This is a genomic window from Erythrobacter sp. SG61-1L, from assembly GCF_001305965.1.
GTDB lineage: Bacteria > Pseudomonadota > Alphaproteobacteria > Sphingomonadales > Sphingomonadaceae > Andeanibacterium.
In genome coordinates this window covers 958,938-983,876 of record NZ_JXQC01000003.1, presented here as the reverse complement: position 1 = coordinate 983,876, position 24,939 = coordinate 958,938, and the positions used below count along the sequence as shown (strand labels likewise).

At 60.7% G+C, this 24,939-nt stretch carries 25 protein-coding genes; 1 reads left to right on the top strand and 24 read right to left on the bottom strand.

The annotated features are described in order from the left end of the window. Positions 1-5 precede the first annotated feature (5 nt). Genes SZ64_RS05080 through SZ64_RS05065 form a run of 4 tightly spaced genes read right to left on the bottom strand, consistent with a single transcriptional unit; the run spans position 6 to position 3,924 of the window. On the bottom strand, positions 6-1,373 hold the full coding sequence (locus SZ64_RS05080) for a HAMP domain-containing sensor histidine kinase (protein ID WP_054529825.1): 1,368 nt from the start codon (positions 1,371-1,373) through the stop codon (positions 6-8). A gap of 4 nt (positions 1,374-1,377) precedes the next feature. After that, positions 1,378-2,325: a hypothetical protein gene (locus SZ64_RS05075; RefSeq protein ID WP_054529824.1), complete on the bottom strand. Its 948-nt coding sequence runs from the start codon at positions 2,323-2,325 to the stop codon at positions 1,378-1,380. Between the two features lie 37 nt (positions 2,326-2,362). Beyond that, complete coding sequence (locus SZ64_RS05070; RefSeq protein ID WP_156313524.1) at positions 2,363-3,562, bottom strand: hypothetical protein; 1,200 nt, start codon at positions 3,560-3,562, stop codon at positions 2,363-2,365. Between the two features lie 53 nt (positions 3,563-3,615). After that, positions 3,616-3,924: a hypothetical protein gene (locus SZ64_RS05065; protein WP_054529822.1), complete on the bottom strand. Its 309-nt coding sequence runs from the start codon at positions 3,922-3,924 to the stop codon at positions 3,616-3,618. Positions 3,925-3,992: 68 nt separating this feature from the next. On the opposite strand from SZ64_RS05065, the gene SZ64_RS05060 reads away from it, so the two are divergent. Continuing rightward, positions 3,993-6,458 carry a hypothetical protein gene (locus SZ64_RS05060; RefSeq protein ID WP_054529821.1) on the top strand — a complete coding sequence of 822 codons (2,466 nt, stop codon included), beginning with the start codon at positions 3,993-3,995 and terminating at the stop codon, positions 6,456-6,458. Between the two features lie 10 nt (positions 6,459-6,468). On the opposite strand, the gene SZ64_RS05055 is transcribed toward SZ64_RS05060, so the two are convergent. From SZ64_RS05055 to SZ64_RS04965, 20 genes are read right to left on the bottom strand one after another with little or no spacing between them, the layout of a single operon-like run. Continuing rightward, positions 6,469-6,762 carry a DUF1467 family protein gene (locus tag SZ64_RS05055; protein ID WP_054529820.1) on the bottom strand — a complete coding sequence of 98 codons (294 nt, stop codon included), beginning with the start codon at positions 6,760-6,762 and terminating at the stop codon, positions 6,469-6,471. Positions 6,763-6,766: 4 nt separating this feature from the next. Continuing rightward, on the bottom strand, positions 6,767-8,413 hold the full coding sequence (locus tag SZ64_RS05050) for a ribonuclease J (protein WP_241772983.1): 1,647 nt from the start codon (positions 8,411-8,413) through the stop codon (positions 6,767-6,769). Then, positions 8,410-9,204 (bottom strand): type III pantothenate kinase, encoded by a 795-nt coding sequence (locus SZ64_RS05045; RefSeq protein ID WP_054529819.1) that lies wholly within the window; start codon positions 9,202-9,204, stop codon positions 8,410-8,412. The genes SZ64_RS05050 and SZ64_RS05045 overlap by 4 nt, the downstream gene beginning before the upstream one ends. Further along, the gene (locus SZ64_RS05040; RefSeq protein WP_054532094.1) at positions 9,204-9,926 is read right to left on the bottom strand and encodes a biotin--[acetyl-CoA-carboxylase] ligase; all 723 of its coding nucleotides are present in this window, start codon (positions 9,924-9,926) and stop codon (positions 9,204-9,206) included. Before SZ64_RS05040 ends, SZ64_RS05045 begins: the two co-directional genes overlap by 1 nt. A gap of 9 nt (positions 9,927-9,935) precedes the next feature. Next, positions 9,936-11,399 (bottom strand): NADH-quinone oxidoreductase subunit NuoN, encoded by a 1,464-nt coding sequence (gene nuoN / locus SZ64_RS05035; RefSeq protein ID WP_054529818.1) that lies wholly within the window; start codon positions 11,397-11,399, stop codon positions 9,936-9,938. Further along, positions 11,399-12,931, bottom strand: coding sequence for an NADH-quinone oxidoreductase subunit M (locus SZ64_RS05030; RefSeq protein ID WP_054529817.1), 1,533 nt, complete (start codon positions 12,929-12,931; stop codon positions 11,399-11,401). The genes nuoN and SZ64_RS05030 overlap by 1 nt, the downstream gene beginning before the upstream one ends. Next, complete coding sequence (gene nuoL, locus SZ64_RS05025) at positions 12,931-14,976, bottom strand: NADH-quinone oxidoreductase subunit L (protein WP_054529816.1); 2,046 nt, start codon at positions 14,974-14,976, stop codon at positions 12,931-12,933. Before nuoL ends, SZ64_RS05030 begins: the two co-directional genes overlap by 1 nt. 6 nt (positions 14,977-14,982) lie before the next feature. Continuing rightward, on the bottom strand, positions 14,983-15,288 hold the full coding sequence (nuoK, locus tag SZ64_RS05020) for an NADH-quinone oxidoreductase subunit NuoK (protein ID WP_054529815.1): 306 nt from the start codon (positions 15,286-15,288) through the stop codon (positions 14,983-14,985). Between the two features lie 46 nt (positions 15,289-15,334). Continuing rightward, a complete protein-coding gene (locus tag SZ64_RS05015) occupies positions 15,335-15,952 on the bottom strand; it encodes an NADH-quinone oxidoreductase subunit J (RefSeq protein WP_054529814.1) in 618 nt (205 codons plus the stop codon). A 15-nt stretch (positions 15,953-15,967) separates the two neighbouring features. Then, complete coding sequence (gene nuoI, locus SZ64_RS05010) at positions 15,968-16,453, bottom strand: NADH-quinone oxidoreductase subunit NuoI (RefSeq protein WP_054529813.1); 486 nt, start codon at positions 16,451-16,453, stop codon at positions 15,968-15,970. Further along, positions 16,450-16,836, bottom strand: a complete 387-nt coding sequence (locus SZ64_RS05005; RefSeq protein ID WP_082384442.1) for a hypothetical protein — start codon at positions 16,834-16,836, stop codon at positions 16,450-16,452. The genes nuoI and SZ64_RS05005 overlap by 4 nt, the downstream gene beginning before the upstream one ends. Beyond that, complete coding sequence (nuoH, locus tag SZ64_RS05000; RefSeq protein WP_054529811.1) at positions 16,833-17,879, bottom strand: NADH-quinone oxidoreductase subunit NuoH; 1,047 nt, start codon at positions 17,877-17,879, stop codon at positions 16,833-16,835. The genes SZ64_RS05005 and nuoH overlap by 4 nt, the downstream gene beginning before the upstream one ends. Then, positions 17,876-19,885 (bottom strand): NADH-quinone oxidoreductase subunit NuoG, encoded by a 2,010-nt coding sequence (nuoG, locus tag SZ64_RS04995; RefSeq protein ID WP_054529810.1) that lies wholly within the window; start codon positions 19,883-19,885, stop codon positions 17,876-17,878. Before nuoG ends, nuoH begins: the two co-directional genes overlap by 4 nt. Then, entirely contained in the window at positions 19,885-20,670 is a 786-nt protein-coding gene (locus SZ64_RS04990; protein WP_054529809.1) for a hypothetical protein, read from the bottom strand. Before SZ64_RS04990 ends, nuoG begins: the two co-directional genes overlap by 1 nt. Continuing rightward, a complete protein-coding gene (gene nuoF, locus SZ64_RS04985; RefSeq protein ID WP_054532093.1) occupies positions 20,667-21,977 on the bottom strand; it encodes an NADH-quinone oxidoreductase subunit NuoF in 1,311 nt (436 codons plus the stop codon). The genes SZ64_RS04990 and nuoF overlap by 4 nt, the downstream gene beginning before the upstream one ends. After that, on the bottom strand, positions 21,974-22,114 hold the full coding sequence (locus SZ64_RS18725; protein ID WP_162225043.1) for a hypothetical protein: 141 nt from the start codon (positions 22,112-22,114) through the stop codon (positions 21,974-21,976). The genes nuoF and SZ64_RS18725 overlap by 4 nt, the downstream gene beginning before the upstream one ends. Further along, positions 22,114-22,782, bottom strand: a complete 669-nt coding sequence (locus SZ64_RS04980) for an NAD(P)H-dependent oxidoreductase subunit E (RefSeq protein ID WP_054529808.1) — start codon at positions 22,780-22,782, stop codon at positions 22,114-22,116. Before SZ64_RS04980 ends, SZ64_RS18725 begins: the two co-directional genes overlap by 1 nt. Then, entirely contained in the window at positions 22,782-23,132 is a 351-nt protein-coding gene (locus SZ64_RS04975) for a nuclear transport factor 2 family protein (protein ID WP_054529807.1), read from the bottom strand. The genes SZ64_RS04980 and SZ64_RS04975 overlap by 1 nt, the downstream gene beginning before the upstream one ends. Beyond that, on the bottom strand, positions 23,129-24,346 hold the full coding sequence (locus SZ64_RS04970) for an NADH-quinone oxidoreductase subunit D (RefSeq protein WP_054529806.1): 1,218 nt from the start codon (positions 24,344-24,346) through the stop codon (positions 23,129-23,131). The genes SZ64_RS04975 and SZ64_RS04970 overlap by 4 nt, the downstream gene beginning before the upstream one ends. Next, complete coding sequence (locus tag SZ64_RS04965; protein ID WP_054529805.1) at positions 24,343-24,930, bottom strand: hypothetical protein; 588 nt, start codon at positions 24,928-24,930, stop codon at positions 24,343-24,345. The genes SZ64_RS04970 and SZ64_RS04965 overlap by 4 nt, the downstream gene beginning before the upstream one ends. Between the last annotated feature and the right edge of the window lie 9 nt (positions 24,931-24,939).

Here is a 24,939-nt window from a genome sequence, read left to right as displayed (position 1 = left end):
AGGTGTCAGCCTGCCGCTGGAATGCTCAGAATAAACCGCGCGCCTTTGCCCGGCTCACTGCGCACCACCAGATCGCCGCCCATGGCGCGCGCGAGTCTGCGCGAAATATACAAGCCCAGCCCGGAACCGCCGTCACCGCTGCGGCCAAGGCGTTCGAACTTCTCGAAGACCTTCGCCTGCTGTTCTTCGCTCAGCCCCTGCCCCTGATCCGCCACAACGATGCAGGCCTTGCCGCCCTCAGAGGCAAGTGACACCGCGACATGGGAACCTTCCGGCGTATAGCGGATCGCGTTGCCGATCAGGTTCAGCAACACCTGCAGGACACGGCGGAATTCGCCGATTGCCGGCAAATGTTCGTCAGGGCCGGGTGTGTCGATCAGTATCCCGCGCTCCTGAGCGCGAACGCCAAGAATGCCCACTGCCCTGCGAGCGACATCGGCCAGGTCGATATGGTCAGGCGCAGTGGTAAACTCGTCGGCCTCAACCACCTCGAGATCCGAGAGATCGTCGATCAATGCCAACAGATGCTGTCCGGCAGCGGCGATGTCGGCAGCGTAATTGCTGTATTCCTCCGCCAGCGGCCCCGCCAGACGAGTGCGGATCGTCTCCGCATTGGCAATGATACGCGCGATGGGCTGACGCAGCACCGGTGCCACATCGCGGCCGATGGCCGCACCGGGTGCCACGCGAGCCACGGCTACTTCCGCCAGTGCAGCAGGACGCGCCGGAGGTTCATCTGCCACCAGATAAAGCTCGAAGCCGTTCGCCCCTGCCTCCGGGCCGCCCAATGGCACAAGGCTAGCCCGCCAGCGGCGATTCGATCCCGGTAAGCGCACGGCAGCACCATCAAGCAAGCGCCAATGCAGCGGCTGATGGTGCTGACTGCCTTCAACCTGCACGAAATCGGTCCAGGGCTGCCCTACCCCCTTTCGCATCGCGTCGACCAGTGGCCGCAACTCGGGTGAAGCGGCGTCAGCCGAGAGGACAGCTTGCTGCGCATCGAGCCTGGCGTTGAACTCGGCCAGATCGCGGTCAATCTCCGCGCGGCGCTGTTCGATGCTCGCAGCATCCTCGATCGGGATCGGTGCCGATTGCCAGTTGGCCAGCCCGATCTCGCAGCCATCAGGCCCCGGAATGACCTCGATCCAGGCAGTAACAGCCTCATGGTCATCTCGCGCATAAATCGGTCGCGCCAACTTCAGCCCATAGCGGCGCGCCTTGCGGACCAGTTCGAGCAGCGCAGGCGTTGCTATCGTGCCAGGCAGATCGCCGCCGCTGCGAAGCTGCATGCCCGCCAAAGGCTCGTCCGCCTCGACCAAACGGTCTTCCGCATCGCTGCGCGCCCTTGCAAGATAGGATGTGCCCGGCCGCATAGACTTATACCCCAACGAACGGCGCGGACGCCGTCAGCAGAGCCGCTGCCCGTTCGGTCCGCAATTGCTCGAAGCCTTCGGGCAGGGCGATGTCGGGATGCAGATAAATCAGTTGCTCCTCGACCGCCGCAGGCTGAAGCCCCGCCGCCCGCAAGGCCAGAGCAAGGCGAGCAAGCTGGCGGTCGTGCGTTGAGAGCACAGCCAGATCTCGTGACTGGCCAGAGCCAATTGCAAGCGCAGAAAGGAAAATCGCCGCGCCGGCATGGCTGAGCGAAAGAGCCGCAATCGCCCCGCCGCCCATGCCTGTGACAAGGCGCGCAAGCAGACCGAGACGGCTACGGCTTTCGTCAAACTCGGCCCGCAACGCCGCCTCTGCGGCCTGCGCGGCCGGTTCATCCTCTACACCAGCCAAAGTCCGCATGGTGACGAGCGCGGAATGGAACAGATCACCCGGGAGTTCCGTCAATGTCAGTTCCATACGCCGCAGGCCCTGCACGAAACGCGCCTGCCCTGCCAGAGCGGCCATGGCCGAAGCCGCTGTCTCGACATCGCTAGAAGCGATCAGTGCCTGCAACAGCGGGGAAAGGACCGGATCGAGACCGTTTCGAGCCTGGAGCCGTTCCGAAAGTTGCCATTCGAGCGCAAGAGCGTGGAGATGCCCAAGCAAGCCGCCATTGCCTTGCAAAGCGTCGACAAGCTCGTCGGTGCGCTGGTCAACATAGTCTTCCGGCTCGTCAATACCGGCCGCATCAGCCTGCGCATGCAATAGCTGCAGCGCGATGCTGGCGATCATCCCGCGAACCCGTGCAACGGTTTCGTCGCTGAAAAGAGAGTGATCGTCGTTCGCCAGCAAATGTCGCATGATCGGGCCGAGCGTGCCGATCATGGCATCGCCCTCGGCCAGTTCGAGGCGCATTGCGTCTTCAACGCTTTGATCGGTGTGGTGATTCATGCCGGCATTTTCCTAGTACCGCCATAGCGGTTCTTGGTTAAGCCTGCGTTATCTGCGCTGTGCCGCGCAAAAAGCCGAGCATGGCCGCAATCGCAGCCAACGCGAGCAGCTGAATTGCCGGCAGCAAAACCCCGCCAAGGCTCGCCAGAGCCAACAGCAGGCAAAGCACGGCGCGATCCTGTGCCAATTCCGCCCATTTGGGCGCAATGAGCCTACCGACCAGCGTAATCGCGCCAATCAGTACTAGTGGGGCGAATATCCGCTCCGCACGAATGCCGGGGAGCGCTGCCGCCAGAACGACGATCAGCACGATGTCGATCAGTATTGCAGAAATGGGCATAAGCCTGCCGGGGCCTGCCGCATCGCCTATCCCAGCGCGCGCGAGGGATTCCAGCGCCTTGCCCGCCTCAAGCGAGAGCCAACCCAAAGCACAACAGGCGATTGCCGCTGCCGGATGTTCGAACCATGCGGCAACGAGGGCAAGCCCAGCCAAAGCGACACCGCCAATTGCAAGGAACGCCGGCCTCCAGCCCTTGGCCAGCAACTTGCTGCCGAAATTGCGTATCCCGATACGCATCATTGCCCTGCCCGGCGCGAAGGCGGTGGGAGGTGCAACGTGGCGTCGCAGCCATTCCGGTTCAAGTTCCGCCAATCTGGCCTGCGAAGTGATCAACGCCCAGCGCCGATCCGTCAGCACAGCGTCGGGCAGAGAACGTTCTGGCACCCTGCCCTGCAACGCAATCCGCAGCAGTGCGGAAATCGTATCGCAATCGGCGGGTAGCTGGTTCAGGCGTTCGATAAGCGCACCGGGCATGGCAAGCACGCCCGCCCATGCAAAATTCAGATCGATCCTTTCAAAACCCGCCGCAATGCCGGTCTCTACCGGAAGGACGAGCACACCGTTACTTCCGGCAAGAGCCGCTTTGGCCTCGTCGATCGCTGGAAGCAGGCCGGGTGCGATTGCGACAAGTTCGTCTGCCGCATTCACCATCCCTCCAAGCTGGCGCGGTCCGGCGATCAGATTGAACCGTGCACCGGCCCCTTCGGCCCGGTGCTGAAGCGCGATGAGATTCTGGCCCAGCGTGCTGGAAATGCAAACAATCCGCTCACACCCCAGCTCAAGCGCAAGCTCCAACTGGCGTTCGGCAAGGCTGCGTCCGGCGAGCGCAAGCATGGCCAGTGGAATATCCGGGGCATCCCCGGCCCGTTCGATCAAGGAGAGTAGAGCGACGCGCACGGCGCCGGTCTAGGGCAGCGATGGCAGCATGCCAAGCACCCTGCAGCGGTGTGTCAGTCGGCCGGATGGACAAATTCGTTAAGAAAACGCTCTAGCTTGCGGATCACCACCGGCTCGCCAGGCGCCGAATCCAGTGCTTCCTCGGCAAGGCCGATCAGCCCTTCGGCATGGAAGCTGGCGGCCAGCCCCTTCAGGCGCATTGCCGCCACATTCCAGTTACCGTCGCAACGTGCCCGACGCAGGAGATCCACCTGATTGGCGAGGCTTTCCGAGAATGCATTGCGCAGCTCTGCCAGCAGCGCGGGATCGTCCCCGGCAGCGGCTGCCAATGTGGCATCGAGGGCACCGTTTTCATAGGCCATGACAGCAGCCTAGGCCTTCAAGGTTAAGCCGGGGTTTATTGTGATGCGATCCGTGATATTCTAGCAAAATGTCTGGGGGTTCACATATCGTCGCTTTCGGTCCGGGGGATACCTCGCCTGAACTGCAATCCGAAGCCGTCGCGGAGGCCTATGAGCTGTCTGTGGAGGTCGAAGAAGTCATCTCGCCTGAAGACGGATATCAGCGCTCGAATAGCCATTTTCAGTGGGTTTTGCCCGCATTTGCGATCCTGGCCGTTGTCGGCTGGACCGGATTTTTCGGCTGGGCGCATCATCGCGAGATGCTGGCAGGTGCAACCCCCGATGCGTGGAGCACATGGGTCGCGCAATGGGCTGTTCCCACCGTGCTGGTCGTCGGCCTGTGGCTGCTGGCGATGCGATCGAGCCGCCGGGAAGCACTCCGTTTCGGTGAAACGGCGCGTCAGTTGGCAGAAGAAAGCTCCCGCCTTGAAACCAGGCTGACTACGGTAAATCGCGAACTGAGCCTTGCCCGGGAATTCCTTGCCGCCCAGTCGCGCGATCTGGAATCCGTCGGCCGCGTGGCGAGCGATCGCCTGTCCGAAAATGCTGAGCGCATGTCCGCGCTGGTGCAGAAGAACGCCGCCCAGATTGAAGCAATAGCCAGCGTAAGCACGACTGCCCTTTCGAACATGGACAAGTTGCGGGATGAATTGCCCGTGGTTGCCACTTCAGCGCGCGATGTGACGAGCCAGATCGGAAATGCAGGGCGTACCGCCAAGGTTCAGCTGGACGAGATGATCAACGGGCTCCAGCGCATGAACGCATTCGGCGAAGCCGGCATGAAGCTGACCGAAGGCCTCAAGGGCAAGGTCAGCGAAGCGCTGGAGGAATTTGAAAGCCATGCCCGCCGGATCGGCGAGAGCACTTCCGCCGTCATCGTCAGCCTGGGGCAGCGGATCAATTCGCTGCAGGCGGAGTGCAACGCCTTTGCCCAATCCGTGCGCGAGGGCCAGGACGATGCAATTGGAAAGTGGGAAGCCTCCATCCAGCGCATGCGCGAGACGCTGGCGGTAGCACTCAGGGAGATTGGCGAAATCGACGCAGCCGCTCTTGAAAAGACGCGCAGTCGCCTGACTTCAGTGAGTGAATGGGCGAAGCAAGTGGACGCTTCGATCGACCAGAGACTGGCCAGCTTTGTAGAGGCCATCGAAGTGCGCAAGGCGGAACACGAAGCGCGCGAAGCCCAGGAAGTCCTCACTTTTGAGAAACGGATCGCGGCTCTGGATTCGGCAATCGCAGCCCATCAGCAGAACCAACTCGGCCAGATCGCCACGCTGGCTGAACAGGGAGAAAAGCTGGCAAGCAAGGTCGGCAAGGTCGCCGACCAGATGGAGGAGACAGCTGCGCGCGGCGAAAAGGTCGGCAGCGCGCTGGCACAGGCCATTGAATTGCTCACCGTTCGCTTGAAGAACAACAAGGACGTGGTCGAAGCGACCGATCACGCGGTCGTGGAACTGACTGACTCCAGCGTTCGCCTGCTTGAGCTGATTCAGGCCGGCGCCGAGCATAGCCGGGAGCACTTGCCGTCCGCGCTTGCCCTTGCCGAACAACGGCTGGGCAATTTCGAAAACCGCACGCGCGAGCTTGGAATCATGCTCGACGATGCCGGCAGCAAGGGCGAGGCCCTGTCCGGATATGTCATTACTGCCGTTGAAAACAGCCGGAGCGTTATCGACGAACTTGAAACGCTCCACGGCACCATGGCGGAACATGAGACCGCTCACGCCGCGCGGATCGATCAGCTGCGCGGCGCAGTCGCAGCGCTGGGTGCAGAAAGCGACGGCGTATCGCAACAGGTGCGCGGCGAGATGACCGAAGCAGTCGAAAAGCTGCGCGGCGCCTTGCGAGCGACCCTGGACGAACTCGGAAGCGGTCATAGCAGCGCTATTGAGGAACTGTCCGAAAAGATCGGCACGCAAAGCACGGAGGCCATCGAACGGGCAATTCGCCTGCGAGCGACCGAGGCCATCGGAGAACTCGAGCAGGCAGCGGCCCATGCTAGCGGCGTGGGCAAGGAAGCTGCCCGCCAGTTGCGCGATCAACTGGCCAAGGTGGACGAACTCACCGGCAATCTTGAGAGCCGTGTCGCTCGCGCCCGTCAACGTGCGGAAGAGCAGGTCGATAACGACTTTGCCCGCCGTGTCGCCCTTATCAGTGAAAGCCTCAATTCAAACTCGATCGACATTTCCAAGGCACTGTCGAACGATGTCACGGACACTGCCTGGGCCGCCTATCTACGTGGCGACCGTGGTATCTTCACTCGCCGAGCGGTTCGCCTGCTCGACAATTCCGAAGCTAGGGAAATCGCGGAAATCTATGATCGCGATCCAGACTTCCGGGAACATGTAAGCCGCTACATCCACGACTTCGAAGCGATGCTGCGCACATTGCTCTCTACTCGGGATGGCAATGCGCTGGGTGTAACCCTGCTCTCGTCCGACATGGGCAAGCTCTATGTCGCGCTCGCGCAGGCCATCGAAAGGCTGCGCGACTGATCTTGGCGGATCAGTTTTTCATGTGCTCTTCGAAATTCGGCGGCTCACCGAAAATGTTCAGATCCTGCGGCACTATCCAGCCATAGATGTAATTGGCGACGAAAGCCGCACAGAGTACTGCGGCAAGGAATGTCGCACGGATGGCAACCTTGCCGGGCTTGAAGTTGGCAGGGGCGCTTTCGGCCTGTCCGGGAATCTTCTCAATCCCTGCTTCATCGTGAGTGCGCACGCCGAAAGGCAGGAGCACGAAGGCGCTGACCACCCAGAACAGGCAGTAAATCGCCACGACCGAAGTCCACTTCATCCAACTACTCCCCGGTTAGGATAACGCGGGTCTGCGGCTTCTTGCCGCACCAGCGCTGAGCTGCACGCCGGGCCGCGAGCCGCGCAGCCTCCGCGACTGCCTCGCGATCCTTGCGTGCCCCACCCTTCAACCGCTTGAGTGCATCGCCGACGTCGCTCACCGCTTCCCGGACGAACTCGCCATAATCCTCGTCCAGCGGCAATCCGATACCATGAACCTGCGCTCGTCCCTGCAAGTCGAGAGTCACGATCACGACCCCATCCCGCGCCATGCGCCGTCGCATGGTGATGGCATCACCATCGGCCGGGACTATGATGTCACCATCAAGGACGAGGCGGCCAGAGCGGACCTCCGCCAGCTTCCCCGGCTTGCCTGGCGCCAGGCGCACGATAGTGCCGTTCTTCTGGACGATTTGTTTGGGAATGCCGCTTGCTTTCCCAAGACGCGCCTGTTCGGCCATGTGACGCAATTCACCATGAACCGGCAGGAGAATTTCTGGCCTGATCCAGGAGTAGAGCGCCTCCAATTCGGGGCGGCCGGGATGGCCTGAAACATGCGTCACGCTTTGGCGATCGGTCACCATCACCACGCCGCGTTCGGCAAGGCGGTTCATCACTGCCCCGATTGCGAGTTCATTGCCGGGAATCTGGCGGCTGGAGAAGATTACCACGTCGCCTTCGACAAGGCCGACATGATGCGTATCTTCCGCGATCCGGGCCAGCGCTGCGCGCGGCTCGCCCTGCCCGCCCGTCGCGATGACCAGCACGTCACCGCGTGGGAGGTTCATCGCCGTATCGAAGTCGATCGTCGGCGGGAAGTCCGTAAGATAGCCGCTTAGCTTCGACACCTCAATGATCCGTTCCAGCGAACGGCCTGCGACGCAAAGCTGCCGGCCCGTTGCCCGGGCGATTTCTCCAAGGCTCTGGAGGCGAGCCACATTGGAGGCAAAGGTTGTCACCAACACCCGCCTGCCGGAATGCTTGCGCACTTCTTCAAGCAACCCGCGCGCGACATCACCTTCCGAACCGGACGCCTTCGGGTTGAATACATTGGTTGAATCGCAAACCAGCGCCAGAATGCCTTCATCGCCGAGTTGCGTCAGTTCATCTGCCGTCGCCGGCTCGCCTATCAGCGGTTCGTCATCCAGCTTCCAGTCCCCTGTGTGGAACACCCTGCCATAGGGCGTCTCGATCAACAGGGCGTTGCCCTCAGCAATGGAGTGGGCAAGCGGGATATAGGAAATGTCGAATGGTCCGAGAGCAAAGCTGTCCGGCCCTTCAACGATATTCAGTTCGACCTGATCGGCAATACCGGCCTCTTCCAGCTTGCGCAGCACCAGTTCGGCCGTGAACGGTGTGGCATAAATCGGCACGCCGAAATCGGCGGCGAAATAGGGCACCGCGCCAATGTGATCTTCATGCCCATGGGTCAGCACGATACCGACCAGATCCCTCAGCCGTTCCTCGATGAACGCGGGATCGGCAAAAACCAGTTCGATACCGGGATATTCATTGCCGCCGAAGGTCATCCCCAGATCGACCATCAGCCACTTGCCTTCGCAGCCGTAGAGATTGACGTTCATGCCGATCTCGCCAGAGCCGCCCAGCGCCAGGAAGAGCAGTTCCTTCTCGGGCGTAAAATCCTTTTTCACCTGCTGTTGGCCCTCTCTGCCAGCAGCGCCAGCCCTTCAAGCGTAAGATCCGCGTCAACCGCGTCGAAAATTCCGGTGTGCCGATCGAACAGAATGGCCAGCCCGCCGGTTGCTATAACCTTGGCCGGTCGGCCGATTTCCGACCGCAATTTGGCGATCAGGCCCTCCATCATCGCGACATAACCCCAAAAAACGCCGATCAGCATCTGATCCTGCGTATTTCGCCCGATCACCGAATTGGTGCGCGGGCTTTCAATGGCGATGCGCGGCAATTTGGCGGTATTGTTCACTAACGCGTCGAGCGACAGGTTGATCCCCGCCGCGATAATTCCGCCCTTATAAGCGCCGGTGAAGTCCACCACATCGAAGGTGGTCGCCGTCCCGAAATCGACCACGATCAAGTCGCCGGGATATTTCGCGTGCGCGGCAATGGCGTTCACGGCTCTGTCGGCGCCCAGCGAACCGGGCTCATCCACGTCAATTGCGATACCCCATTCCGCCTTGCCCTGCCCCGCCACGAGCGCTTCGACACCGAAATATTTGCTGGAGAGCACCTGCAAATTATGCAGTGCCCGCGGCACGACTGTAGAAATGATCACTTGCGTGACCGCATCCCGGGCAAAGCCTTCGATAGCCATGAGTTGAACGAGCCATACGGCATATTCGTCACCCGTGCGGCGCGGATCGGTAGCAATCCGCCAGCGGGTCCGAATACGCGGAATTTCGCCTGCACCCGTCTCGAACAAGGCAAACACAACATTGGTGTTCCCGACATCGACAGCGAGCAACATCAGCCCTGCCCTCCAATCAGCGACACATCCCCGGCATGGATGACCCGCAGGCTTCCATCGTCAAGACGAAGGCGTAACGCGCCATCCGGAGCAAGCCCTTCGAATTCACCTTCAATCCGACCTTCCTCGCCCACATGGACGCCGAGCCGCGTACCTTCCGGATGGGCCGCAGCGGTCCAACGCGCGAGTAATTGAGGCAGCCCGAAATCACGCCAACGCTCCATTTCCGAAGCGAACATAGCCGCCAGATCCCGAGAGAAACTGTCTCTGTCCGGCGCGAGGCCGAATTGGCCAAGGGAAACGCTTGTCTGTCCGGCGACTAGTGGCGCCTTGGCAAGGTTGACACCGATCCCGACGACCACATCATTCCCGACGCGTTCGAGCAGAATGCCAGCCAGTTTCCCGCCACCTAGAAGCAAATCGTTGGGCCATTTAAGTTCCAGCCTGGCCGGAACCAGCAGATGGTTGAGCACGGCCTCATAGACAGCCAGCCCAACGGCCAGAGCAAGGCTCTGCGCAGCCGGTTCTCGTCCGTCCAACCGGACGACCGTCGACCCCATGAAATTGCCTTCACCGGCAGTCCAGACCCGGCCTTGCCTCCCACGCCCGGCATTCTGCCGGTCGGCGACCAGCCAATGCCCTTCCGGCACAGAGTCCCCCGCGCGCAGACGCGCGACGAGGTCGGCATTGGTAGATCCGGTCTCCGTTACGGTTTCGATCAAGCCTGCCAACTAAAGGCCAAGGAACAGCACTGCCGCTGCCTTGTCGGCAAGACCGCCAAGCCACGGCGTGAGGAGGTAGCCAAGCGGAGAGATCGCAATGGCAGAGATTGCGAGCAGCGCCCAATGGGCCCAGTCGCTCTCACCCTTCACCACATCGGCGGGTTCATCGAAATACATCACCTTCACTACCTTGATGTAGTAAAAGGCACCGATGACGCTGGCAGCGATACCGATTGCCGCCAGTGGGACGAAGCCCGCATTCACGGCGGCCTGGAACACGACGAACTTGCCCCAGAAGCCGAACAGCGGCGGAATGCCCGCAAGACTGAACATCACCAGCATCAGGCAAAACGCCAGCGCCGGACGGGTGCGGGAAAGGCCCGCAATGTCCGAAATCGCCTCAACCTGATCGCCGTTTCCATCCTTCAGCATCAGCACCGCAACGAAGCCGCCGACGGTCATCGCGACATAGATCGCGAGATAGACGAGCATTGCCGATGCGCCAGCCTGCGTTCCGGCGGCAAGGCCGATCAGGATGAAGCCGACATTGTTGATCGACGAATAGGCAAGCAGTCGCTTGATATTGGTCTGGCCGATTGCGCCCAGAGCGCCCACGACGATCGAAGCCAAGGCCGCGAAGATCAGGATCTGGCGCCATGCATCGTCCTGTGCACCAAAGGCTTCAAGCGTGACGCGCATGGTGAGCGCCAGCGCCGCCACCTTGGGCGCCGAAGCGAAGAAGGCGGTTACGGGCGTCGGTGCGCCTTCGTAAACGTCAGGCGTCCACATGTGGAACGGCACCGCGCTCACCTTGAAGGCAAGCCCGGCCAGCATGAAGATCAGACCGAACAGTGCGCCGGTAGCCATATCGCCGCTGAGGGCGACACGAATGCCTTCGAAGCTGGTGGTGCCAGCGAAGCCATAGGTCAGGCTCATGCCGAACAGCAGGATACCGGACGCCAGCGCACCGAGGACGAAATACTTCAGGCCAGCTTCAGCCGAACGGTCATCATTGCGCAGGAACGCTGCCAGCACATAAGCCGCAAGGCTGTTGAGCTCGAGGCCGATATAGAGCGTAATGAGATCGCGAGCCGAAACCATGATCGACATGCCCAGTACGGCGAACAGGATCAGGACCGGATATTCCGCACGCATCGCATTGAAGCGCTCGAAGAAAGCCGGCGCGATTACCAGTGCCGCACCGCCGGCCGCAAAGATCATCAGCTTCGCCATGCCCGCAAAGGCATCGGCGGAAAACTGACCACCAAAGGCCAGCGTATCCGGGCCACTCGCCCCGGCACAGACCGAGGGCGCAACGAGGAAAAAGCAGGCGCCTAGAACGACGGCAGCAGCCACGCTGATTGCGCGCGAAGCCTTGTCGCCCGCCCAGGCGGAAGCAAGCAGCAGAACCAGGCCCGAAACAGACATCAGCAGTTCGGGTGCGATCAGCTTAAGGGAAGCAGCGAAATCCATCAGTGCGCTCCCTCTTGCGCTTCATGTTCTTCGGCAGGTTTGGGTTTGCCGATCTTGAGATTTGCGTCGCCATGAGGCGCAGCGCGGGCAATGCGAGCATCGAGAGCTGCAATATCCTTGCGCATGGGGGCAAGGAAGCTCTCGGGGTACACACCCATCCACAGCACAGCTGCCGTCAGCGAGCCGAGCATGAGCCATTCGCGCAAATCGATGTCAGGCATCGCAGCCGCATCGGCATTCTTCTGCTCACCAAATGCGACCCGACGATAGAGGTACAGCATATAGGCTGCGCCAAGGATGATACCCGTGGTGCAGACCAGCGCCACCCAGGTGGAAATCTGGTAGACGCCTGCAAGGCTCAGGAATTCGCCGACAAAGCCGCTCGTACCCGGCAGACCAATGCTTGCCATGGTAAAGAGCAGGAAGAACATCGCATATTTCGGCATGTTGATCGCAATGCCGCCGTAACGATTGATCTCACGCGTGTGCAGACGATCGTAAATCACGCCGACGCAGAGGAACAGCGCGCCCGCCACGATGCCGTGGCTGAGCATTACGATCATCGAACCTTCGAGGCCCTGCACATTGAAGGCGAACAGGCCAATGGTGACGATGCCCATATGCGCAACGGACGAGTAGGCGATCAGCTTCTTGATATCGTGCTGCACGAGCGCGATCAGGCTGGTGATCACCACTGCCGCCATCGACAGCCCGTAGATCAGCCAGGCGAACTGTGCGCTCGCCTCCGGGAACATCGGCAGCGAGAAGCGGATGAAACCGTAACCGCCCATCTTCAGCAGCACGCCCGCCAGGATCACGGAACCGGCAGTCGGCGCCTGAACGTGAGCATCGGGAAGCCACGTATGGACCGGCCACATCGGCATCTTCACCGCGAAGCTGGCGAAGAAGGCCAGGAACAGCCAGGTTTGTGCGTGAACCGGGAAGTCATACGCCATCAGCGTCGGGATATCGGTCGTCCCCGCTTCGTGCACCATCCACATCATTGCGATCAGCATCAGCACCGAGCCGATCAGCGTGTAGAGGAAGAACTTATAGCTGGCGTAGATGCGGTTATCCCCGCCCCAGATACCGATGATCAAATACATCGGGATCAGGCCTGCTTCGAAGAAGATGTAGAACAGGTACAGATCCTGCGCGGCGAACACGCCGATCATCAGGACTTCCATCAGCAGGAAAGCAGCGAAATACTCGCCGACCCGCTTGGTGATCGAATTCCAGCTTGCGCCGATACAGATCGGCATGAGGAACACCGACAACACGATCAGCAGCAGCGCGATACCGTCAATGCCAAGCGCGTAGCTGAAGCCCGCGAACAGCGGAACTTTCTCGACGAACTGCCACTGCGCTCCGCCGACATCGAAATTGAGCCAGAGCACAATGCCCAGAGCAAAATCGATCAGCGTCGCAACCAGCGCGATCATCCGCGCCGTCTTCGCTTCGGCGAACAGGCAGGCGATGGCACCGACGAGCGGTACCAGCAGCATGAGCGAAAGGATCGGAAAGTCCCCCATCACCGCACCATCATCCAGCTGATCGCGGCAACAAGGCCGAGCAACATGATCAGCGCGTAGCTATAGAGATAACCCGACTGCACCTTCTTGGCGACAGCGGCGCCCTTTTCGACCACCCAGGCGGCACCGTTCGGGCCGAAGCGATCGATCACCCCCACATCGCCCTTCAGCCAAAGCTGACGGCCGATCCAGAACGCAGGCTTCACGAAGAGCAGATTGTAGAGCTCGTCGAAATACCACTTGTTGTAGAGGAAGGCGTGCAGATTGCGGAACTGGTCCACAAATTTGCGCGGGATCGAAGTGTCCTTGATGTAGGCAAACCAGGCAATCACGAAACCAATCAGCATTACTGCGGTTGCGGTCAGCTTCACCCAACGGGGCACTGCGTGCATCGAATGGATCAGGTGCTCATTATAATAAATCGCACCCTGCCAGAAATGCTCGCTGTCAATGAAGTACGGGCTGAAAGCGAAGCCTGCAAACACCGCCCCCACCGACAGGATTACCAACGGCGCCAGCATAACCCATGGGCTTTCATGCGGATGGTAACCTGCGGTGCCATCGTCATGCTCACTGTGAGCGTGATCATCGTCATGAGCGTGGCCATGTGCATGATCGCCATGACCATGCTCGTCATGGACCGCATGCTGAATATGTTCCGACTGCGACCAGCGCGGCTTGCCCCAGAAGGTCAGGAACATCAGGCGCCAGCTGTAGAAGCTGGTCAGAAGAGCAGCAAACGCGCCGAGCCAGAACGCCGTGCGGCCCATTTCGGTGCCGCTGGCAAAGGCGGCTTCAAGGATCGAATCCTTCGAATAGAAGCCAGCAAAGCCGAAGACGCCCAGAATACCGACGCCGGTGATGGCAAGCGTGCCGGCCATCATCGCCCAGAAGGTGATCGGGATGTGCTTACGCAGGTTGCCGTAATACCGCATGTCCTGTTCGTGATGCATCGCATGGATCACACTGCCCGCACCAAGGAACAGCAGCGCCTTGAAGAAGGCGTGCGTGAACAGGTGGAACATCGCAGCGCCATAAGCACCGACGCCTGCAGCAAAGAACATGTAGCCCAGCTGCGAACAGGTCGAATAGGCGATGACGCGCTTGATATCCCACTGAGTGGTGCCCACCGTTGCGGCGAAGAAGCAGGTGGCAGCGCCCACGAAGGTCACCACGGTCAACGCATCGGGTGCAGCCTGGAACATCGGCGACAGGCGGCAGACCATGAACACGCCCGCGGTGACCATGGTGGCCGCGTGGATCAGGGCCGAAACCGGGGTCGGGCCTTCCATGGCGTCCGGAAGCCAGGTGTGCAGCCCAAGCTGGGCGGACTTGCCCATCGCGCCGATGAACAGCAGCAGGCACAGCACCGTCAGTGTATCGACGCGCATGCCGAGGAAACCGATGGTCGAAACACCCTTGAGAGCAGGCGCGGCAGCCAAAATTTCGGGAATGGAAGTAGTCTGGAACACCAGCCACGTGCCGAAGATGCCCAGCATGAAGCCAAGGTCGCCCACGCGATTCACAACGAAAGCCTTGATCGCGGCGGCACCGGCCGAGGGCTTCTTGAACCAGAAACCGATCAGCAGATAGGATGCCAGGCCCACGCCTTCCCAACCGAAGAACATCTGCACGAGGTTATCGGCCGTCACCAGCATCAGCATGGCAAAGGTGAAGAGCGAGAGGTAAGAGAAGAAGCGCGGCTGGTCGGGATCGTCCGACATGTAGCCCCAACTGTAGAGGTGGACCAGCGCCGAGACACTGGTGATCACCACCAGCATGATCGCGGTGAGAGTATCCACGCGCAGGGCCCAGTCGAAGGACAGGCTGCCGGACTGGACCCACTGTAGCACCGGCACGACCGTAGGTTCAGCACTCCCGTTAAGGAAGCTGATGAAGATCGGCCAGGAAAGCCCGCAGGAAATGAACAGGCCCGCCGTAGTGATCGACTTGGCAATAGTGTTGCCCAGTGCACGGTTGCCCAGCCCCGCAATCGCGGATGCCAGCAGCGGCAGGAAAACGATGATCAGGATCGAAGAGGACACGGTTGTTTATCCCTTCATCCGGTTGACATCGTCGACCGCGATCGTGCCACGGCCACGGAAGTAGATCACCAGGATCGCAAGGCCGATTGCCGCTTCGCCCGCCGCAACGGTGAGAACGAACATAGCGAAGATCTGGCCCGTCAGATCGCCCAGGAAGGCACTGAAGGCGACGAGGTTGATATTCACCGCAAGCAGGATCAGTTCGATCGCCATCAGGATCACGATCACATTCTTGCGGTTGAGGAAGATGCCGAGCACGCCAAGCACGAACAGAATCGAGCTGACGACGACATAATGTTCGATCCCAATCATGCGCGCAGCACTCCGCTGTCCCGCTCACCCAGAGCTTGTCGAAGGGTCACAGCTGCACCCCCTGGCCGACTTCCGGCTTCACATTCACGGTCGCATCCTCCGGACGGCGACGGACCTGCTGCGAGATGATCTGCGGGCGCGTGCCCTTGCGTTCACGGTGCGTCAGCACGATGGCGCCGATCATTGCCACCAGCAGGATGATGCCGGCGCTTTCGAACAGGAACAGATATTTGGTGTAGAGCAGCGCACCGATGCTCTCGATGTTGCTCTTGCCCAGCAGCGGAGCGGCAGAACCATCCGGCGTTCCGAGTTCGAGCGAACCGGCGCGATAGGCACCGATGCCCAGCACCAGTTCCGCCGCGAGGATCACCGCGATCAGCATGCCGAGCGGGAAGTTCTTCACGAATCCGGCGCGCAGTTCAGCGAAGTCGATGTCGAGCATCATGACCACGAAGAGGAACAGCACCGCAACCGCCCCGACATAGACGATCACCAGCAGCATCGCGATGAATTCGGCACCGACCAGCACCATCAGCCCTGCGGCGTTGAAGAACGCCACAATGAGCCAGAGCACGGAATGCACCGGGTTACGGGCCATGATAACCAGCGTGGCGCTGGCAATCGTAAGGGCCGCGAAGAGGTAGAAGGCAAGGACCTGTAGCATCGGTTCGCGGGCCCCCTAGCGATAGGGCGCATCGGCTTCAAGGTTCGCGGCGATTGCCCGCTCCCACTTGTCCCCGTTCGCCAGCAATTTAGCCTTGTCGTAAAGCAGTTCTTCGCGCGTTTCGGTCGCGTATTCGAAGTTCGGCCCCTCGACGATCGCATCCACGGGGCATGCCTCCTGGCAGAAACCGCAATAGATGCACTTGGTCATGTCGATATCGTAACGCGTGGTACGGCGGCTGCCGTCCTCGCGCGGTTCCGCTTCGATAGTGATCGCCTGAGCCGGACAGATCGCCTCGCACAGTTTGCATGCGATGCAGCGCTCTTCCCCGTTGGGATAGCGACGCAGGGCATGCTCACCGCGGAAGCGCGGGCTGAGCGGGTTCTTTTCGAACGGATAGTTGATCGTCGCCTTGGGCTTGAAGAAGTACTTCAACGTGAGGGCGTGCGCCTTCACGAATTCCCAGAGGGTAAACGACTTGACGAGGTGAGCGACGCTCATGCGCCTTCCTTTCCGTCGTTTTGCGTAATGGTGCAGGTGCCCGCGAGTTCCATCGTGTTGCCGTCCTGCTTACCGGTAATGCTGAGGTCCGCCATGTTCGTCGACGGGTCGGCGCTCGAGATATCGATCAGAAGTTCGAGCCCTTCGGCCGCACTCACTTCCATGAACAGGCCATGCGGCGTGTCATCGAAGACCTCCGTGATCTTGTATGGCTTCGGCAGGATCTCGCCATCGCCGTCCAGCGAGTAAAGCGTGAGCACATTGCCGCGATAATCTGCTGTCACTTCCTCTGCCGGAGCGAAAGCCGTGAGATAGGCCGTATCCGCAGTGCAATTGAAGGCAGTGCCAGCCATCGCTGCAGTAAGGGCAAGAAACGCGCTCATGCCCCGTACCTCGTGAACATCAGCCAGCCCGAAACCAACACGACGAACAGCAAGCTCATCGGCAGGAAGATCTTCCAACCCAGGCGCATCAGTTGGTCATAGCGATACCGGGGAACGGTCGCCTTCACCCAGCTGAAGATGAAGAAGAAGAAGAAAATCTTGGCAAACAGCCACAGCCAGCCTGGGATCAGATAGAGGACCGGAATGTCGAGCGGCGGGAGCCAGCCACCGAAGAACAGCACAGCGTTGAGCGTGCACATCAGCAGCACGTTGGCATATTCGCCGAGCCAGAAGAGGGCGAAGGCCATCGAAGAATATTCGGTCTGATAACCGGCGACGAGCTCCGATTCCGCTTCCGTAAGGTCGAACGGCGCACGCGCCGTTTCAGCCATGCCGGAAATCAGGAACAGCACCCACATCGGGAACAGCAGAACATTGAAGAAGAAGCCGTTCACGATGCCCAAGCCATGGCCCTGCTGAGCCTCGACAATGGCATTGAGGTTGAACGTCCCCGCCCACAGAACCACGCAGACCAGGATGAACCCGATAGAGACTTCGTAGGAAATCATCTGCGCGGCAGCACGCATGGCGCTGAAGAACGGGTATTTGGAGTTGGATGCCCAGCCCGACACGACCACGCCGTAAACGCCCAGCGAACTGACGGCGAGAATGTAGAGCAAGCCGACATTGATGTCCGCCAGCACCGCCCCGGAGTTGAACGGAATTACCGCCCACGACATCAGCGCGACCGTGAAGGTCACGATCGGAGCGATTAGGAACAGGCCCTTGTTGGAAGCCGAAGGGATGATGGTTTCCTGCAGGAAAACCTTCAATCCGTCGGCAAAGCTCTGCAACAGGCCGAAGGGGCCGACCACGTTCGGGCCCTTGCGCAGCGCCATGGCAGCCCAGATCTTGCGGTCGACATAGATGATCATTGCCACGGCCAACATAAGCGGCAAGGCAATCAGCAGAATTCCGCAGATCGTGGCGATGAACCACGACCATTCGTAACTCAGCCCGAAGGACTGGAAGAAACTGGTCATTCCGCCGCCTCCGCGAACTCTTCGCCATGGAGCAGTTCGGACGAGCAGCGCTGCATCGTCTCACTTGCGCGGGCGATCGGATTGGTAAGGTAGAAGTCTTTGATCGGATAGCGGATTTCGCCTTCGATCTTAGCCTTCGCGTCGCCCTTTGGCAGGTCGCTGCCATAGTCGGCAAGACCTTCTTCACCAAGAGCGGGAACTTCCGCGATCATGGCGGACTGAAGCTCGGTGAAACTGTCAAAACCAACGCTCACGCCCAGCGCGTCGGCCAACGCACGCAGAATCGTCCAATCCTCACGGGCGTCGCCGGGAGCGAACACGGCCTTGTCGGCGAACTGAACGCGGCCTTCGGTGTTCACGTATGTCCCGGCCTTTTCGGTGAAGGCGGCTGCGGGCAGCACGATGTCTGCGGCATGTGCGCCCTTGTCGCCGTGATGGCCGATATAGACCTTGAGGCTGCCTTCAAAGGCACTGAAATCGACTTCATCGGCACCGAGGGCAAGCAGAACTGCAGGCTTCGCGGCCGCAAGATCCTTGATCCCACCGGACTGAGCAAAGCCCAGCATCAGCGCACCCATCCGGGCGGCGGCCATATGCAGGACATTGAAGCCGTTCCAGTCCTGCTTCACGACCTTGAACTTGGCGGCAAGAGCAAGCGCGGCATCGTGCGCGCCGGCCGCAAGGCCTGCACCGCCAAGGATGATCGCCGGACGTTCAGCCGCCTTGAGAGCGTCAGAGGCTTCCTTTGGCAACTTGGCCAGAACCGAAACATCCGCGCCGAGGAAAGTCGCCGGATAGGTCGTTTCCCATTGCGGACCGACGATGAATATCTTCGCGCCGTTCTTGGCCGCCTTGCGCAGACGGACGTTCACCAGCGGAGCTTCCCAGCGCACATGGCTGCCGACGATCAGGACCGCATCGGCCTTCTCGATCCCGGCGAAGGTGGTGTTGAAGTTGACGGCGGCAAGGCTGGACACGTCATAGTCCATCCCCGTCTGACGGCTTTCGATCAGCGAAGAACCGCTGGCCTTGAGCAAAGCCTTGGCCGCGAACATCGTCTCGCAATCGAGCATGTCACCCGCCACGGCAGCGATGCTATTGCCCGGCTTGGCAGATGCAATTGCCTTGAAGGCTTCGTCCCAGCTTGCCTGTTCAAGCTTGCCCTTCTTGCGGATCCACACACGGTCGAGGCGGCGGCGGGTGAGTCCATCCACCTGGAAGCGTGCCTTGTCGCTCAGCCATTCCTCATTCACGTCATCATTGACGCGCGGGAGAATGCGCAGGGCTTCACGGCCGCGGCTGTCGATCCGGATATTGGAACCAACTGCGTCGGAAACGTCGATCGACAGCGTCTTCTTCAGCTCCCACGGACGCGCTTCAAAAGCGTAGGGCCGCGAGGTGAGTGCACCGACCGGACACAGATCGATCACATTGGCCGAAAGCTCATGCTTGGCCGCACGTTCGAGATAGGTCGAGATCTGCATCGCCTCGCCGCGATAGAGCGCGCCGATCTCGTCCACGCCGGCGATCTCTTCCGAGAAACGCACGCAGCGGGTGCAGTGAATGCAGCGGGTCATCACTGTCTTGATCAGCGGACCCATGTATTTTTCGGTGACCGCGCGCTTGTTCTCATCATAACGCGACGCGCCGCGCCCATAGGCAACGGACTGGTCCTGCAGGTCGCATTCGCCGCCCTGATCGCAGATCGGACAATCGAGCGGGTGGTTGATGAGGAGGAACTCCATCACCCCTTCCCGCGCCTTCTTGACCATCTCGCTGTCAGTGCGGATTTCCTGGCCCTCACCTGCCGGCAGCGCACAGCTGGCCTGCGGCTTGGGCGGCCCAGGCTTCACTTCGACAAGGCACATGCGGCAATTGCCGGCAATCGACAGCCGTTCGTGATAGCAGAAACGCGGAATTTCCTTGCCCGCGGCCTCACAGGCCTGGAGCACGGTTGCCCCTGCGGGGACTTCCACTTCGATGCCGTCTACGGTGAGCTTGGGCATTACTGATTAACCTCGGAACTATCGGCCTCGGCCGGCGCACTGTTGTTGGATGCATGCCACAGGGCTTCACCCAACCAGATACGCAGCGAGGACGGATCGATCTGCAATTGCCGCCCTTCGGGAATGCACCCCGACAGGGACGGCATCAACTCGTTGATGGCCTGTTTTTCATCTTCGGAACCAGCTGGGGTGCGGAAGTAGAAATCGGCGTTGTAGGGATCTTGCGATACGACACAATCGGCAAGTTCCAGCACGGTGGAAACATATGCGTCGCCTTCGGAAAGCGGAAAAGTCCGTTCGCCAATGACATTGCCGGGCATCACCCAACTCGCTTCAGCAGGATAGCGATCAAAATAGGCTTCCTGAAGCAACCACTGGCGCACGCCCGCCGAATAGAAGTGGAGCGAAACACCGCTATTGTTGGTGCTGGCCACTCGACGCAAGCAATCGCTGAACCCGAAGACGCGCATCGCCTTCTCGGTATCGGTGCCAATCTGCTTGAAATCCCGGAACCCAAGGTCGGTCTTCTGCAGCAGGTCGAGCGACTTCTCGTTCGAGCGATTATAGAGACAGCGCGTGAACTGCCCCATCATCGCCTTGCTGCGATCCTTGTTCACCTGAGACATTTTCTTCAGGTCGAAGGTTTTGCGCGGCTCCAGCGGAAACTGGTTCTTGCGCTTGATACGCGAATTGAGCGGCGTGAAGTCGTCGTTGTTCGACTGCGCCGCAACCGGCGCTGAAATCAGCACCGTCGCACAACCAAGAGCAAGCAGGAGCCGCTTCACTCTGCAGCCTCCTGCATCGAGGCGGAACGTTCGACAATCCGGCGTTCGATCTCGGGGCGGAAATGCCTGATCAGGCCCTGGATCGGCCATGCTGCTGCGTCGCCAAGGGCGCAGATCGTGTGGCCTTCAACTTGTTTGGTCACCTGGAACAGCATGTCGATTTCCTCGACATCCGCATCGCCGGTGCGCAGGCGTTCCATTACGCGCCACATCCAGCCCGTGCCTTCGCGGCACGGCGTGCACTGGCCGCAGCTCTCATGCTTGTAGAAATAGCTGAGGCGCGAAATGGCGCGGACAATGTCGGTGGACTTGTCCATCACGATCACGGCGGCCGTGCCGAGGCCCGAACCGAGTTCACGCAGACCGTCGAAATCCATCGGCGCGTCCATGATCTGGGCTGCTGGAACCAGCGGAACCGACGAACCGCCGGGGATCACGGCGAGCAAATTGTCCCACCCGCCGCGAATGCCGCCGCAGTGCTTTTCGATCAGCTCGCGGAACGGGATGCTCATCGCTTCCTCGACCACGCAGGGCTTTTCGACATGGCCGGAAATCTGGAAGAGCTTGGTGCCCTTGTTGTTATCGCGGCCGAAGCTGGAGAACCACGCAGCCCCGCGGCGCATGATCGTGGGAGCGACTGCGATCGATTCCACATTGTTCACAGTGGTCGGGCAGCCATAGAGACCAGCGCCCGCCGGGAACGGAGGCTTGAGGCGCGGCTGCCCCTTCTTGCCTTCGATGCTTTCGATCATCGCGGTTTCTTCACCGCAGATATAGGCGCCCGCGCCGCGATGGACGAAGACATCGAAATCATAGCCCGAACCGGCAGCGTTCTTGCCCAGCAGACCGGCGGCATAGGCTTCGTCACGCGCGGCCTGCAGCGTTTCCGCTTCGCGGATATATTCGCCGCGAATGTAGATGTAGGCGGCACGCGCCCGCATCGCGAAGCCAGCCACCAGCGCACCTTCGATCAGCTTATGCGGATCGTGGCGGATAATCTCGCGGTCCTTGCACGATCCCGGTTCGGATTCGTCGGCATTGATCACGAGGAAGCTCGGCTTGGGGTTGCCGTTCTGATCCTTGGGCGGTTCCTTGGGCATGAAGCTCCACTTCATGCCGGTGGGGAAGCCTGCACCGCCACGCCCGCGCAGACCCGAGGCCTTGATTTCCTCGATGATCGCTTCCGGACCCTTGGCGAGGATGTCCTTCGTATTGTCCCAATCGCCGCGCGCCTGCGCAGCCTTCAGGTTCCATGGCTGGAACCCGTAGAGATTGGTGAAGATGCGGTCCTTGTCAGCCAGCATCAGATATACCCCTGCCAGAACAGCACGCCCGCGACTGCAAACAGCATCACGAACGAAGCGATCTTGATAAGTCCGGTGAACATCTTCCAGGCCAGAAAGCCCACAAGAAGCGCACCGCCGATGGTAATCGCCGTGGCCATTACCATTCACCCCGATAGTCGTGGTTTTCCTTGACCATCGCGGCCAGCGAAGTCGGCTCGCCAACCGGCTCCACCGTGTGGCGGCCAGGAAGCTGTGTGCCCGCCTTGGGCGTTTCGCCCTTCGCCAGCGCATCGAGAACCTTGTCGAAGCTCTCGACCGTCAGATCCTCGTAATTGTCGTCATTGATCTGGACCATGGGTGCGGAGGCGCAATTGCCCATGCATTCCACTTCGGTGAGGGTCCACAGACCGTCATCGGTGGTGTGGCCCTTGTGCATGCCGCGCTTTTTGCAGGCCGACAGGATATCGTCGCTGCCGCGCAACATGCAGGGCGTCGTGCCGCAGACCTGCACATGGTAGCGGCCCACCGGAACGAGGTTGTACATCGTGTAGAAGGTCGCGACTTCGACTACGCGGATGATCGGCATGTCGAGATAGGCCGCGACATATTCCATCACCGGGATCGGCAGCCAGCCCTGCGTATTCGTTTCCGCACCGACCTGGCGCTGAGCCAGATCGAGCAGCGGCATCACGGCAGAGCGCTGGCGGCCGGCCGGATAGCGGGCAACCACTTCCTTCGCCTTTTCAGCGTTTTCCGCATTCCACGCAAAACCACCCCAGCGCGCGCGCAGTTCGGGGGTATCAGGTTCGAGATGACGGTCAGCCATTAGCGGATGAACTCCACGCGAGAGCACTTGTCGCCCTCGAACGAATAGACGGCAATCACATCGAACGGCTCGACCATATCCGAACCATCGGTGGCCGGCCCGCGCGTGACGTGTTCGCGAAAGATGACATAGCTGCCGATCGCCTGCTTCTCGACGATCTCGGCATGGTTGTCAGGCCAGCGGGCGAAGGCCGCGGCAAGGCCCGAACGCGTGCCCTCCTTGCCTTCGCGCACCACGTCGCCGCGATAATTCGCCTCGCAGGCATCGTCGGTCATGTAGGAAACGTAGAGGTCCACGTCCTGCGCGTTATAGGCCGCGATCATTGCTTCGGCGGTTGCAAGATTGCTCAACGGTCACACTCCCCGAACACAACGTCGATCGCGCCGAGAATGGCGGTCGCGTCGGGCAGCATGTGGCCCTTGCTCATGAAATCCATCGCCTGAAGGTGGCTGAAGGCCGTCGGGCGGATCTTGCAGCGATAGGGCTTGTTGCTGCCATCGCTCACCAGATAGACGCCGAATTCGCCCTTGGGGCTTTCCGTCGCGACATAGACTTCGCCCGCCGGGACATGGAAGCCTTCGGTATAGAGCTTGAAGTGATGGATCAGTGCTTCCATCGACTGCTTCATTTCGCCGCGCTTGGGGGGCGAGACCTTACGGTCGCTGGAGCAGATCGGGCCTTCCGGCATTTCAGCCAGACACTGCTTCATGATCCGGGCCGACTGGCGCACTTCTTCCACGCGGACCATGAACCGGTCATAGCAGTCCGAATTGGTGCCGACGGGGATTTCGAAATCCATCCGGTCATAAACGTCGTAAGGCTGCGCGCGGCGAAGATCCCACGGGATACCGGCAGCGCGGATCATCGGGCCGGAAAAGCCCCAGGCCAGAGCATCTTCCTTGCTGACGACGGCAATATCGACATTGCGCTGCTTGAAGATGCGGTTGTCGACCACGAGCGACATGGCATCTTCGAACAGTTCCGGCAGGCGCGTGTCGAGCCAGTCGGCAATGTCCGTCAGCAGCTTGAGCGGCACGTCCTGATGAACACCGCCCGGGCGGAACCACGCGCTGTGCATACGGGCGCCCGAAGCACGTTCGAAGAAGTTGAGGCAATCCTCGCGAATTTCGAACAGCCACAGGTTCGGTGTCATCGCGCCCACGTCCATCACATGCGAACCCATGTTCAGCATGTGATTGCAGATGCGGGTCAGTTCCGCGAACAGCACGCGCAGATATTGGGCGCGCAGCGGAACTTCGACGTTCAGCAGCTTCTCGATCGCCAGGACGTAGCTGTGCTCCATCGCCAGCGGCGAACAATAGTCGAGCCGGTCGAAGTATGGCAGCGCCTGCAGATAGGTCTTGTGCTCGATCAACTTTTCGGTGCCGCGATGCAGCAGGCCGACATGCGGATCGATCCGTTCGATGATCTCGCCGTCGAGTTCCATAACCATGCGCAGCACGCCGTGCGCCGCCGGGTGCTGAGGCCCGAAATTGATCGTGTAATTGGTGATTGTCTCGTCGCCGGTGGTCGGCGCGACATCGAGCTGGAGGCCGGTGCTCATGAACACACCCATTCGCCGGAGTAAGACTGGACCTTGCCGTCGGCAGAGCCGACCGTCACGTTTGCGGGGCGGCTTTGCGCCGTCCCAGCGGCCGGCTTGACGCTGACAGTCACGCCCTGGCCGCTGAAGGTAGTGCCAGCGCGGATCGCTTCGAAGCCGCCCGGCGCCCCGTTGAGGGTAATCACCGTTTTGCCTAGAAGCACGAACGCCCTGCCACGGGTGGCCGGATCGCGCATGGCAGCAGACTTGATCAGCATCTTGCCGTCAGCGACGAAGCTGCAATCACCCTCGCGCAGACCAAGATTGACCTTGGCCACATCGCTCAACGACTCAAGCTTCGTCACATCGGTTCCCGCCGGAATGGTAGCCGGAGCCGGCGGGGCATAGACCTGCCCGGGGCGGGCAGGCGTTCCCGCCTGGGCTGAAGGCACACTCCCCGCGCCAGGCGAAGCGGTGGGCACGGAAAGCTCGATCGGAGCCGCTTCAGGCTCTTCCTGCTGGCTCTTGACGAGGTTGCAGCCGGTCAAACCAAGGGTGATGAACGCCAGCGGCATCGAACTGCGAAGAAGCACGGAAAGCGTCACTTGCCTTCC